General features: G+C 44.1%; 12 protein-coding genes. 6 read left to right on the top strand and 6 right to left on the bottom strand.

The window, feature by feature from the left end:
- Window positions 1-37: 37 nt before the first annotated feature.
- From BM176_RS28010 to nusB, 5 genes are all read right to left on the bottom strand, one after another.
- Complete coding sequence (locus tag BM176_RS28010) at window positions 38-2,917, bottom strand: DEAD/DEAH box helicase (protein WP_090107712.1); 2,880 nt, start codon at window positions 2,915-2,917, stop codon at window positions 38-40.
- Between the two features lie 4 nt (window positions 2,918-2,921).
- Window positions 2,922-3,509, bottom strand: a complete 588-nt coding sequence (gene coaE, locus BM176_RS28015) for a dephospho-CoA kinase (RefSeq protein ID WP_090107713.1) — start codon at window positions 3,507-3,509, stop codon at window positions 2,922-2,924.
- 71 nt (window positions 3,510-3,580) lie between these two features.
- Entirely contained in the window at window positions 3,581-3,931 is a 351-nt protein-coding gene (gene yajC / locus BM176_RS28020; RefSeq protein ID WP_090107714.1) for a preprotein translocase subunit YajC, read from the bottom strand.
- A 41-nt stretch (window positions 3,932-3,972) separates the two neighbouring features.
- On the bottom strand, window positions 3,973-4,404 hold the full coding sequence (locus BM176_RS28025) for a DUF1573 domain-containing protein (protein WP_090107715.1): 432 nt from the start codon (window positions 4,402-4,404) through the stop codon (window positions 3,973-3,975).
- A gap of 27 nt (window positions 4,405-4,431) precedes the next feature.
- On the bottom strand, window positions 4,432-5,361 hold the full coding sequence (gene nusB / locus BM176_RS28030; protein ID WP_090107716.1) for a transcription antitermination factor NusB: 930 nt from the start codon (window positions 5,359-5,361) through the stop codon (window positions 4,432-4,434).
- A 260-nt stretch (window positions 5,362-5,621) separates the two neighbouring features.
- Between nusB and groES the strand changes: the two genes are divergently transcribed.
- The 6 genes from groES to BM176_RS28065 all read left to right on the top strand — a co-directional run bounded on the left by groES (window position 5,622) and on the right by BM176_RS28065 (window position 13,287).
- Window positions 5,622-5,903, top strand: a complete 282-nt coding sequence (gene groES, locus BM176_RS28035) for a co-chaperone GroES (RefSeq protein WP_072356767.1) — start codon at window positions 5,622-5,624, stop codon at window positions 5,901-5,903.
- A gap of 51 nt (window positions 5,904-5,954) precedes the next feature.
- Entirely contained in the window at window positions 5,955-7,592 is a 1,638-nt protein-coding gene (groL, locus tag BM176_RS28040; protein WP_369823758.1) for a chaperonin GroEL, read from the top strand.
- 107 nt (window positions 7,593-7,699) lie between these two features.
- On the top strand, window positions 7,700-8,188 hold the full coding sequence (locus BM176_RS28045; RefSeq protein WP_177230570.1) for an FKBP-type peptidyl-prolyl cis-trans isomerase: 489 nt from the start codon (window positions 7,700-7,702) through the stop codon (window positions 8,186-8,188).
- A gap of 35 nt (window positions 8,189-8,223) precedes the next feature.
- Window positions 8,224-8,715 (top strand): FKBP-type peptidyl-prolyl cis-trans isomerase, encoded by a 492-nt coding sequence (locus BM176_RS28050; protein WP_090107719.1) that lies wholly within the window; start codon window positions 8,224-8,226, stop codon window positions 8,713-8,715.
- A gap of 128 nt (window positions 8,716-8,843) precedes the next feature.
- On the top strand, window positions 8,844-10,277 hold the full coding sequence (locus BM176_RS28055; protein WP_090107720.1) for an L-serine ammonia-lyase: 1,434 nt from the start codon (window positions 8,844-8,846) through the stop codon (window positions 10,275-10,277).
- Between the two features lie 202 nt (window positions 10,278-10,479).
- Window positions 10,480-13,287 (top strand): hypothetical protein, encoded by a 2,808-nt coding sequence (locus BM176_RS28065; protein WP_090107722.1) that lies wholly within the window; start codon window positions 10,480-10,482, stop codon window positions 13,285-13,287.
- Here BM176_RS28065 and BM176_RS28070 read toward each other — a convergent pair.
- Window positions 13,284-13,760, bottom strand: a complete 477-nt coding sequence (locus tag BM176_RS28070; protein ID WP_090107723.1) for a hypothetical protein — start codon at window positions 13,758-13,760, stop codon at window positions 13,284-13,286. The two genes, BM176_RS28065 and BM176_RS28070, sit on opposite strands and share 4 nt — an antisense overlap.
- Window positions 13,761-13,813 lie beyond the last annotated feature (53 nt).

Consider the following 13,813-nt stretch of genomic DNA (forward strand, 5'->3'; position numbering starts at 1 on the left):
ACAAATATTCGAAAATTAGTTAATGGGGCCAAAAAAGTTAGCTGAAAAGGAAAGCAACATCTTCCTCAGTCAGCTTTTTCACGAAACCAGTATCTTCACTGATCAGGTCATCTGCAATCATTTTCTTGCGCTGCTGTAATGCCAGTATTTTCTCTTCCACACTATCCTTACAAATCATTTTATAGGCAAAAACAGGATTTTGTTGTCCTATACGATGGGTACGGTCGATGGCTTGCTGTTCTGCCGCCGGATTCCACCAGGGATCAACAAGGTATACATAATCTGCCGCAGTTAGGGTAAGTCCTACACCGCCGGCTTTCAGGCTGATCAGGAATACCCTTACTGTTTCATCTTCCTGGAACTGCTTCACCAGCTGTTGCCGGTTCTCGGCTTTGGTACCACCATCCAGGTACAAAAACGGTAAGCCGGTAGTTTCCATAGATCTGGAGATCAGTTGAAGCATTCCCGTGAATTGCGAAAAGACCAGCACTTTATGAGTACCGGTGTTTTCGGTGATTTCCCGCATCAGTTCATCCAGTTTCACAGAGCTTTTAACATTAGCTTCGGCCTCTATCAGTTGGGGGGCATTACATACCTGCCGCAGGCGGGTAAGGCCTTCCAGCACGTAGATGGTGCTTTTAGCCATTCCATCTTCTTTGATATGGTTGAGCAGTTTCTCTTTGTAAAAATCACGGATCCTGTTATAGGCCTGCCGTTGTTCTTCGCCCATTTCGCACCACATTATGATCTCCGTTTTATCAGGGAGGTCTTTGGCTATCTGCTCTTTGGTACGGCGTAACAGGAAGGGATAGATCAGTCTGCGGAGTTGACCGGCTTTTCCCGCATCTGCATATTTATCTATCGGCATGGCAAACTCTGAACGGAAGAACGCCTGGTTTCCCAGCAGACCAGGATTGGCAAAGTTCATCTGGGCATAGAGGTCCATGGTATTATTCTGGATGGGTGTACCGCTCAGAATCAGGCGGTTGCGACTTTGCAGATCCTGCAGGGCCCGGGTAGTCTGAGAGGAAGGATTCTTAATCACCTGACTTTCGTCCAGCACCACATAGCCGAATACGTGGCTGCTGAAGGTTTCGATATCACTGCGGACAGTACCATAACTGGTAATAATCAGTTGCTGACCGCGCCAGTTTTCCGCATCATATTGGCGGCTGCTGCCGTGATATACGGAATAGCGCAGGCCGGGAGCGAATTTTTGAAGCTCACTTTCCCAGTTATAGATCAGAGAAGTCGGGCAGATCACGAGATGAGTTTCACCAGGATATTTTTCGGTGAGATGTTGCAGAAAAGTAATGGTCTGTAAGGTTTTACCAAGTCCCATATCATCAGCCAGACAGCCGCCCCAGCGCATTGCATCGAGTAAACACATCCACTCAAAGCCGGCCTGCTGGTAGTTACGTAGTTGTGCCTGGATAGCAGGAGGGATAGGGAAATGCTGAGATGATTTAGCCTGTAGTTGTTGGAGCTTTTTCAAGGTATCTTCCACCACAGGAGTATCCTGGGCTTCCAGCATTTCCTGTGCAATAGTGAAATGGAGTCTTGACAGTCGCAGTTTGTCCTTCTGGATCTGACCGAGTTTCCAGAGCAGATCGTATTTGTGGAGCCATTCTTCAGGTATCACCCCAATGGTACCGTCTTTTAACAGGAGGTGGGGTTGTTTGTGCTGTAATGCTTTTTGGATATCTGTGAGCGGCACTTGTACATCCCCGTAATGTACTTTTATTTCAAGGTCAAACCAGTCTTTATCATCACCATGCCAGCGCACGTCCATCACTGGCACATGGGTATTGTAACGGAAATGCTGCAACTGATCCATCCCGTATACACCAATGTTACGGTCTGTCAGTTTGCGGTAACATTTCACCAGCCACTGGCTCTTTTCTGCATCTGCAAATGGCAGGTAAAAGTAACCGTTATTTTGCTGTGTAAAGCGGGCATGAAGGGAACGGATAAATGTGGTGAATTCCTTTTCGGTATCAGTATCTCTTGTTATTTCATATTGAATGTTTCCTTCCGTACGAAGTACTACAGGTGGGCCTCCGGCTTCCAGGGTGAAAGCACCGTATTGCCATTGAGGTGTTAGTACCAGGAAGGATTTGTTCAGTTCACTCAGCCAGATATTGCAGACAGGTTCTGCTTCCACAGCAACCTTCTCCATCAGGATGCTTTTGTTCACCGGGTATTGTGCACTCAATGGTTCTATAATATGCTGGAGGAAATCACCTTCCTGATCAGCAGGAATGTCCATAAATCCATTGGGTAATTTTCCCAGGATTTCTACTGTGGATGGCGGGAGAATGAACAATTCTCCCCGGCTGCGTAACAGAAAGCCGTAATGTTCAAATTCGGAAAGGGGATAGGGCTGGCCGTTCACGGTCATAGTGGCGGTGAGTCTTAATGTACCGGTGTCTGTCCGCACCAGGTCAAATGAGAGCTGGGGTGGAAAATTATTGACCACGGCCGGCCGTGTATGTTTCAGTAGCATGCTTTCGTCTGTAATCATGGTATACCAGGGGAGTACAGGTGTTAATGAGCGCAGCTGCTGTAAAGTATTGTAAAGGAATAACTGCATTCCTTCATGGATGTATTGCTGCAGTGTTTGCGATTTTATGGGATTATCGCGGAACTTTTCTTTCAGCTGCAGTTCTTTGTATACCATCGCTTCCTGTGTACAGGGTTGTAGCAGGTATTGCACATTGGAGGGCAGCGTATTGAAGATGGAAAGCGACTTCTTATCATTCAGCGGTATACGCTGACAGGTACGTCCGCCAGCATCTTCTTTCAATAATCCGGCACTTATCTTTACCGGGGTAGGATGGTTTGTCTGTAATTCCAGGAGTAGCACCGGTATGGCTTTGTTCTTTCCGTTGCTGCCCTGTGAAATGGTTTTACCCATAATATTAAATTAGTTGCAGTAATGTTTCATGCAATGACAGCACCTGGGGTATAACAAGCTGCTGCTCATCGTTATGGATCACATAATCACATAAGCGCATCTTGATATTTTCGTCTATTTGTTTGTTAATTCTGGCCAGTACTTCTTCCCGGCTTACGTTATCGCGTTTCATTACCCGGAGAAGGCGCATGGGCAATGGCGCAAAAACGCCAATGATCTTATCGAGGTATTGAGCTGATCCTGCTTCAAACAGGAGAGCCGCCTCTTTGATCACATAAGGGCTGGTTTGCTTTTGGGCCCATTCGTCGCTGTGGCGGATGGTAGCAGGATGTACCAGGGAGTTTAGTAACTCCAGCTGATCTTTATCGTTAAAAACGATCTTTCCCAGTGCAGCCCGGTCCAGTATTCCATCGCTATTATAAATACTTTGTCCAAAGTGTTCTTTGATCTTATGCTTCAGGTCTTCGTCCGTGTGCATGATCTCTTTAGCAGCAGTATCTGCATAATATACGGGGATGCCCAGTAATTCAAAAATTCTGCTGACCGTGCTTTTACCCGAGCCTATGCCTCCTGTGATACCTATTTTTAACATACAAGTGCAAATTCAAAAAAAAATCCCAAACTCCGTAAGGGAATTTGGGACGCGCAATTTGTAAACTGCAATTATTTAGTAGCAGCATTTTTCTGTTGTGCTGTAGTATATTCCATGCTTACAGCGGAACGTTCTATTTTAAGATATGTTCCAGCACTAACTTCTATCTGTATGGTATTATCGTCGTAGATCTTTTTCACTTTACCGTGAATACCGGCAATCGTTACGATTGGGTCGCCTTCACGAAGATTGCTGATAAAATCTTTTTGCAGTTTTGCCTTTTTAGTCTGGGGACGAATCATAAATAACCACATCACCACAATCATACCCCCGAAGAATAATAAAGACACCATGGAAGAACCACCGCCTTGTGCGCCTCCGGTTGGAGACATCAGTAAAATGTTCAGCATGTTAATGTACATCGTATTAGTTTGTATTTGTTGTTTTTAGCTTCTGTTTCGTTCTATTGTTTTACAACAACGCATTGTATTTTAGGCCCTTGTACTACCGGAGGATTGGTATTGGCATTGATCGTAATTTCCTTTTCGGTGAATCCGTCTTTGCCAGCACTGTTGAATACCACTTTCATATAGGCGCTTTTTCCAGGTCTTAGAGGTTCTTTTGGCCAGTCTGGTACGGTGCAGCCACAGCTTGAGGTGGCATCTGTAATCAGCAGGTCTTTATTGCCGGTGTTTGTAAATTTAAAGGAATATTCCACCTTTTCACCTGCTATCACATTGCCAAAGTTATGCACCATCTCATCAAAAGTAATGACAGGTGCACCTTTCGAGGTATCTGCGCTATTGTGTTGCGCATCGCCTTTACGGTTACCTGAACTGCCGCAGGCTCCCAGTAAAAGGCAGCCGCAGGCAAGTATAAAGAGTTGCTTTTTCATATTGAGATTGATTGCACTCAAAAATAACTATTTTTTTGTACGGTCAATTTTCTTTATCTGGTTAGACTGATCAAGGTCTTTCAGGATATTGTCCAGGATACCGTTCACAAACTGCCCGCTCTGTGGAGTGCTGTATGCTTTGGCCAGGTCAATATATTCATTGATCGTCACTTTGGTAGGGATGGTAGGGAAGTAAAGAAATTCACATACACCCATTTCCATCAGCAGCATATCTACAGCCGCAATACGTTCAGGATCCCAGTTCTGTAATTTTGGCTTGATCAGTTCAAGGCAGTAGTCTTTCTTATCAAGTACCGTCAGCAGCAATTCTTTAGCATATTCCAGTTTTTCTTTGCTGATCAGCTGTAAAAAGTTGAACAGGTGTGGCTTATGCATGTAATTGGCAGTCAGGAGTGACATCATCTCTTCATCATCACCCCAGTGCAGGAAACTGTCTTCCATGTGCTGAATGAACAGTTCACTTTTTGACATTACCTCCTTATACAGGAATTCTATGATCTCCTTTTCTGCTGTTTTAGTGCGGGAAGGTTCCTTGATATAGTTCTGATAGGTGTCTGTTGCCACCAGCTCATTATACAGTTTGCGCAGCATATCCGCCTCTGGCAGGTATTTCAGCTTCCACTGTTCCAGGTTTACCTGGAAGCCTTTATCATTAATAATCTGGAAAATAAATTCGTTGCCTGCGATTTTTGTATTCACCCGCAGGTCTGCTGCAGAAGGGAGGTGTTTGGATGCTCTTGCCTGGGAATCTGTCTCAGCATACTGAGCCACCTGCGTCAGGCTATAGAGTAAATAGGTAAAGATCTGACTGGTCTGGTCCAGCTTCTCGCTTAACAGGCTGGTGGCCGTACCTGGCTTTATTGTACCTGGCTCCATTGTTTCCAGGGCATAAAGAGTTTGCATCACCTTCACCCGGATATTTCTTCTACTAATCATCTTATAATCAAGAACTGTATGAGGCGGCAAAGCTAGGGAAAAAAACTGAACTGCAAACTTTCCACTATCTGTTCAGGATTGTTTTAACAAAGGCTAAACAGGTCGTGTCAGGTTTTGGCTGAAAAAATGGCATTTTTGTCAGGGACCTTAAGATAGCTATATTTGATAACTGAAAATTTGACCAGAAAAAAGCCTTGGCACAATTATCGTGGACTTGTGAAACATAATACTCAACTTACCTTTTTAAAAAGTATAATTATATGGCAAAAGATTTAAGTATTAAACCCTTGGCTGACAGGGTGATAGTGAAACCCGCAGCAGCAGAAGAAAAAACTGCCGGTGGTATCATCATCCCGGATACTGCAAAAGAAAAACCACAGAGAGGTACTGTAGTTGCAGCTGGTCCTGGTAAAAAAGATGAACCTGTAACCGTTAAAGTTGGTGATACTGTATTATATGGTAAATACTCAGGTACTGAAATCAGTATCGAAGGTGGTGATTACTTAATCATGCGTGAATCTGACATTTTAGCAATTGTTTAAGAAACATCGCTAGGAACATCACAATCTTAAAATTTAAAAAAATCACAAGCTATTATGGCAAAACAAATATTCTTTAACATTGAGGCCCGCAATAAAATGAAGAAGGGCGTTGATATTCTGGCTGATGCCGTTAAAGTAACCCTGGGCCCTAAAGGTCGTAACGTTGTAATTGAGAAGAAATTCGGTGCTCCCAGCTTAACTAAGGATGGTGTTACCGTTGCTAAAGAAATCGAACTGGAAGATCCTATCGAGAATATGGGTGCACAGATGGTGAAAGAAGTAGCTTCCAAAACAGCAGATATTGCTGGTGATGGTACTACTACCGCTACCGTTCTGGCTCAATCCATTATCAGCGAAGGTCTGAAGAACGTTGCTGCCGGTGCTAATCCAATGGATCTGAAACGCGGTATTGACAAAGCTGTTAAAGTTGTTGTTGAAAACCTGAAGAAACAATCAGAAAGCGTTGGTAACGATATCAAGAAAATCGAACAGGTTGCTGCTATCTCTGCTAATAACGATGCAACGATCGGTAAACTGATCGCTGAAGCAATGGATAAAGTAACCAAAGATGGTGTTATCACTGTAGAAGAAGCTAAGGGTACTGAAACTACTGTAGAAGTAGTAGAAGGTATGCAGTTTGACCGTGGTTACCTGTCTCCTTACTTCATCACCAACAGCGAAAAAATGCACGCTGAACTGCAGAATCCTTACATCCTGATCTACGATAAGAAGATCAGCACCCTGAAGGATATCCTGCACATCCTGGAAAAAATCGTTCAGAATGGTCATCAACTGCTGATCATCGCTGAAGACCTGGAAGGTGAAGCTCTGGCTACTCTCGTGGTAAACAAACTGCGTGGTCAGCTGAAAGTATCTGCTGTGAAAGCTCCTGGCTTTGGCGACAGAAGAAAAGAAATGCTGCAGGACATTGCTACCCTTACAGGTGGTATCGTTATCAGCGAAGAACAAGGTTACAAACTGGAAAATGCAGACCTGAGCTATCTCGGTCGTGCAGAATCCGTAACTATCGATAAAGACAATACTACCGTTGTTGGTGGTAAAGGTGAAAAGGAAGCGATCCAGGCTCGTATCAACCAGATCAAATCCCAGATCGAATCAACTACTTCCGACTACGATCGCGAAAAACTGCAGGAACGTCTTGCTAAACTGAGTGGTGGTGTTGCTGTACTGTACGTAGGTGCCGCTACAGAAGTGGAAATGAAAGAGAAGAAAGACCGCGTAGACGATGCTCTGCACGCTACACGTGCTGCCGTTGAAGAAGGTATCGTTCCTGGTGGTGGTGTTGCTTATATCCGTGCTATCGCTAGCCTGGACACTCTGGTAGTTGAAAACAAAGACGAACAGACTGGTGTTACCATCGTTAAACGTGCTATCGAAGAGCCTCTTCGTCAGATCACTGCCAACGCAGGTATCGAAGGTTCTATCGTAGTTCAGAAAGTGAAAGAAGGTAAAGGTGATTACGGTTTCAATGCCCGCACAGAGATTTACGAAAATCTCCTGGCAGCTGGTGTAATTGACCCTACCAAAGTTACCCGCATCGCTCTGGAAAATGCAGCTTCCATCGCTGGTATGCTGCTGACCACTGAATGTGTGATAGCTGACAGACCAGAACCTAAATCTGCAGCTCCTGCTATGCCAGGTGGCCACGGTATGGGTATGGACTACTAATATCGTACAACAGGAAAATAATAGAAAAGGGGGAAATGGCGCAAGCCTTTCCCCCTTTTTCCATTTATAAAACTGTAACTTTGGCCCATTTTACCCGTTATACTGTCATGAACGTAATTTTACGCTACTATCTGTTATTTCTGCTAGTGCTTACGGGGTGTTCCAAACAAGAATACGCCAATGAAACATATGAAGGTGTGGTGGATACAATCGCTAAACAGGATGTGCAGATCCAGGCATACATCAGTTCGCATAACCTGACCATGCAAAAGGATCCAACAGGTATGTATTACAAGATCTATCTGGCAGGAGATTCACTTCGTATGACCGAAAACTCTGTTCCAACCATCATTTATACCCGTAGTAACCTGCAGGATAGCCTGCTCGATGCTTCCTTCGGCAGTACCAACTTTGACGGCCGCAAACTGAAAGACCATATCGTAGGCTGGCAGATCGGTCTCCAACAAATAGGAAAAGGTGGCAAAATACTGATGATCATCCCTTCTCCGCTGGCTTTTGGTAAAGAAGCCGTAGGCAATATTATTCCGGCTAATACTATTCTCGTTTGTGAAGTAGAGCTGGTAGACTTTCAATAATTTCATTAACCTATATAATCAATAAAAGAACAAGCATGAGGAATCTATTATTATTAAGTGGATTATTCGTTTTATTAATGACTGCCTGTAAGAAAGATGATGCACCAGTGTATGTTGATCCTTATCCACAGTTTGCAAAAGACACGGCTGCTATTGGGGTATTTCTAGCAGCAAATAACCTGGAAGCTGTCAAGGATTCTTCAGGTATTTTTTATAAAATAGAAAACCCGGGAAATGGAGTAGACAGTGTGAGATATGAAGGTACAACAGTGACTGTATTGTACCGTGGCAATATAATGGGGAATACGGCTGCATTTGATTCTACCGGTACTACTCCACGTCCTTTTGTATATGGCCAGTTGATACGCGGGTTCAGGTTTGCAGTACGTCATATCACCAAAGGAGGAAAAATTACTGTGTATTTGCCTTCTTTCTACGGTTACGGAATGGTGGATCAGAACGGTATTCCTGCTAACTCTATATTAGTGTTTCATGTTGAAATGACAGACATTACAGATCCAAAATAAAGATGAAAATATTGAATCATCCTGAAAAAGCTGATGGTTAAAAGAAACTCCCGGTTGCATCATGTAGCCGGGAGTTTCTTTTTATTTCGAATATTGAATACACTAAATTTGTTCAAATTCCCAACCACGTGGCACACGAATGTATTTCGGTATTTGATATTTTTAAGATAGGCGTAGGTCCTTCCAGTTCTCACACATTAGGCCCATGGAGGGCTTCCCTTCAGTTTCTGCAGGAATTACAGGATGCCGGAAGGCAGTTGTCTGAGGTGGAGTCTGTAAGTACATTATTATACGGTTCACTTGCCAAAACCGGGCACGGCCACGGTACAGACATCGCTGTTCTGCTCGGTCTCTGCGGTGATGACCCCGTTACCTTCGATGTTAATAAAATCAATGAAAAGACGGATGATATCCGCCGGAATAAAACGCTGTTACTGGGCGGTGTTCATCCTGTTCCTTTTGATCCTCTGACAGATATCGTTTTCCTGTATGAAGAGTCTCTGCCCTTTCATCCCAATGCACTCACATTCCTGGTTACTTTTACCGATGGTACACAACAGGCAGCTACCTACTATTCTATTGGTGGTGGCTTTGTAGTGAAAGAAGGTGTGGAGAAAGGCAAAAGCCTCATACAGGTAGATCTGCCCTTCCCGATAGATACTGCCCGGCAGCTGTTACAGTTTTGTATCAAAACCGGCTATTCCATTTCAGAACTGGTGATGGAAAACGAACACGCATGGCGTTCTGAAGCAGCAACAAGAAAAGGTATCCTCGATATATGGCAGGTGATGAAAGAATGTACTTTCCGTGGGTCGAATACCACCGGCGAATTACCCGGTGGATTAAAAGTAGCCCGTCGTGCAGCTGCCCTCAATAAAAAATTATTAAAAGGCAATACTTATACAGATTATGATTCCTGGATTACAGCTATCCGGCAAGGTGGTAACCACTTTGCCTATACGCTGGACTGGGTAAGCTGTTTTGCCCTTGCCGTAAATGAAGAAAATGCTTCCTTTGGAAGAGTTGTTACAGCACCCACAAACGGGGCGGCTGGTGTGATTCCCGCGGTATTGCAGTACTTCACCATTTTCTGCGATGGTTACAGCGAGGATAAAATCATTCAGTTCATGCTCACCGCTTCTGAAATAGGCAGCATCTTTAAAAAGCGATCCACTATTTCAGCCGCAATGGGTGGCTGTCAGGCGGAAATAGGCGTGTCTTCCGCTATGGCGGCGGCAGCCCTCACAGAATGCCTGGGCGGTTCACAGCGGCAAGTACTGATGGCAGCAGAAATAGCGATGGAACACCACCTCGGACTAACCTGCGACCCTATTGGCGGACTGGTACAGATACCCTGCATAGAAAGGAATACCATGGGTGCTATCAAAGCGATTACAGCATCCCAGCTGGCATTGCAAAGCAATCCGGAACTGGCTAAAGTATCTCTGGATGCAGTCGTGAAAACCATGTGGGAAACCGCACTGGATATGAATAGTAAATACAAAGAAACGTCCGACGGTGGGCTGGCTGTAAATATCCCTATCAGTCTTCCCGAGTGTTGATCTGATATGTACACAGAATGCTATCCATATATTCCGGAGAGCCTCTGCTAAATGTTATTTATTTCGATCCACTGAACCTTCCTGCAACAATTCCTGAAAGTTTTTTTATTCAGTCCACAGAATGCTTCCTGGAACTCATCGGTTTGCGTGAAGCATTCTACATTATTTCCGTATATTGTTCGAATATACCTACAGCAAAGCTATGAGAACATTAACGTGTCTCCTCCTGATCCTTTTTCCTGCAACCCTGCTGGCACAACAGTTTGGAGGTAATCCACCATCCATGAAGTGGAACCAGATCAATACGGATACGGTAAGGATTATCTTTCCCCGCGGACTGGAATCCCAAGGCCAACGGGTAGCCAACCTTGTACATTATATCAATCGCTATACACGCCCTTCTATCGGCGGCCTGCAAAGGAAAGTAAACATCGTTCTGCAGAACCAGACACTCGAATCTAACGGCTACGTACAATTAGGTCCCTTCCGTTCAGAGTTTTATCTCACACCACCACCGTCTTCTACAGACCTGGGATCACTGAACTGGGAAGAACAATTGTCTGTACATGAATACCGGCATGTGTTGCAGAATAGCAACTTCCGGCAGGGGGTATCTAAAGTTGCATCCTATGTGCTGGGCGAAATGGGCCAGGCTGCTGTGACCAATATAGCTGTACCCAACTGGTTCTGGGAAGGAGATGCGGTAACTATGGAAACTGCATTAAGTCCACAGGGAAGGGGAAGACTGCCATCCTTCTTTGATGGCTTCAGGGCTTTCTCCCTTGAAAAGAAAAACTACAATTACATGAAGATCCGCAACGGATCTTTTGTTGATTATATGCCCAATCATTATAACCTGGGCTATCTGATGAGTGTTTACGGACGTGAACATTACGGACGTACTTTCTGGAAAGATGTGACGATAGACGCTGTTCGTTACCGTGGGCTGTTCTATCCATTTTCCCAAAGCCTGAAACGGCGCACCGGGAAAAACGTGATAGAATTCTATCACGCCATGTTACAGGAATACCAACCCATATGGAACAACTATGCAGCTGAAAACAGCACTCCGGGAAAACCAGTGCTGGAAACACCGAAAACTGTTACCAACTATAAATATATCTACACCGTAAAACCCGGTCAGTGGATTGTATATAAAGCGGCGTATAACCATGTACCCGGCTTCTTTTTGATAGACAGTACCGGAAAGCAACAACTGATTACACGCCCGGGTATTAATTTCGACGATTATTTTAGCTATCGTAATGGCAGGATCATCTGGACAGAAGCCCGCTTTCATCCACGCTGGGCATGGAAGGATTATTCAGTAATCAGGCTGTATGACCGGGCTACCGGTCGTACCTCAACATTGACACATGGCACAAGGTATTTCTCTCCGGATATTACCGCAGATGGGAAAAGGATAGTAGCAGTTGTTACTCTGCCTTCCCAGCAGTTCGGATTGCAATTGCTGGACGGAGAAACAGGTAAGGTATTGTCATCTTTGCCTAATCCGGAAAACTGGTATTATACCTTTCCGAAGTTCTCTGCAGATGAACAGTTTATCATCAGTAATGTACGCAATCAGCAGGGACAGATGGCCATGATCCGCCAGTCAGTCACTACCGGCACAACAGAACAGCTTACACCCTTCAAATATACAGTGCTGGGCATTCCGGAGGTACAACATGATACCATTTATTACACAGCTTCCTATAAAGATGTAGATAACGTATACGCCATAACGCCGTCGGACAAAAAAGTTTGCCAGGTAACAAAACATCCGAATGGAGTGCTGCATGCAACAATAGATCCTGTATCACAACAGATCGTATATAGTGGTTTCACTACTAAAGGATATGCATTGTATGAAACGCCGCTAACGCCCACTACATGGCAGTCTATTGACACAGGTCAGAATTATCACAGTGCCTGGCTACGACCGGATTTCAAAGAGGGAGGAAGCATTTTGGACAAAGCTCCGCATGATCTTTTCCCGGTAAAGAAATATCCGCAGGCATTTCAATTCTTTAAATTTCATAGCTGGCTGCCTACTTTTAATGATCCGGTGTATACATTGTCGTTATACGGAAATAATATCCTGAATACAACAAGTACCAGCATAGGCTATGCTTATAACCGTAATGAGGGTAGTTCTCAACTGAGTGCCAATCTTATTTACGGAGGCTGGTTCGCCTATTTACAGGGAGGAACATCGTATACATTCAATCGCTCGGATCTGTTCAGAAACAGGGGTAGATTATACTGGGATGAAACAGATGTACATGCTGGTATTACTATACCGTTGAATATCTCTTCCGGATTATATAGCCGTTATCTCTCACTCACTTCTACCTATCATTATCTTGACAGATATCCAAGAGGGAATTTCAAGTTCTCTACCCCGGAGTTGCAATACCTGGGGAATACACTCCTGTTCAGTAATTTCAGGATCAAAGGACAGCAAAATATCTTTTCACATTTTGGTCAGTACTTCCTGGCACAATACAGCCATTCACTGACAAGCGTATTTGCAGAGCAGTTCTATACCAGGCTGGATCTGTATCTTCCCGGATTCTCGCCTAATCACAGTATTGTATTAAATGCTGCCTATCAACAGCGGGATACTGCACGGAGATATTCTTTCTCAGATAACTTTGTATATGCAAGAGGATACAATACACCTTTCTACTCTCACGTCTATAAACTGGGAGCTAACTATCATTTCCCAATTGCATACCCTGATTGGGGCTTTGCCCAGTTGATGTATATTATGCGGATAAGAGGGAATGTATTTTATGATTATAGCAGGGCCTACGATTACATCAATAAAGTAAATAACCGCTATAGCTCTGTGGGTGGAGAAGTATTCTTTGATACGAAGCTTGGTAATGTACTGCCATTTAGTTTTGGCGTGCGTTTCAGCCATTTATTGGATCAGGATCCAGCGGATAATGCGAAGCAGCGGATCGACTTTATTATACCTATCCAGCAGCTGTTTAGTTATTAATTCACCTTGAATTGCAGCTTGGGTACGCGGTATAATTTATCGCCTGTATACTTAATAATGATGTTATCAAAATAGAGCACTTCTCCTTTTGATAATGTTTCTTTGATGCGGCTGCTCCAGAAGGAGGGAAGTTTGTCGCCTTCAAATTTATCTCCTACAAACTCAGTGTAAACGCCGGGTTTACCGGTCGTATCGTTCAAATAAGTTTCCTTCTTTTCGTAAGTAAAATCGAAGGATACTACAGGATATTTATTATTCTTTTCATCTCTTACTACCAATGAAGAATCCAGCAGATTCAATATTTCCGGACGTGGCAGTGTTTCGCTGAGGAAAATACCCCAGGTGCTGCGAAACCGTAAAGTAGTTGTTTTTGCCGTGGTGCTTGCTGCTTTCTTCGCCTTACCGGATTGTGCATATATTGGCAGACTCGTAATCACAACAAAAAGTCCCGACAGTAGATAATATTTCCGCATAGTACAAAAGGGATATAAAAAACATCGCCCGGAATAGTTAACGTCCGGGCGAT

The organism is Chitinophaga sp. CF118 (genome assembly GCF_900112615.1).
Lineage (GTDB): Bacteria > Bacteroidota > Bacteroidia > Chitinophagales > Chitinophagaceae > Chitinophaga.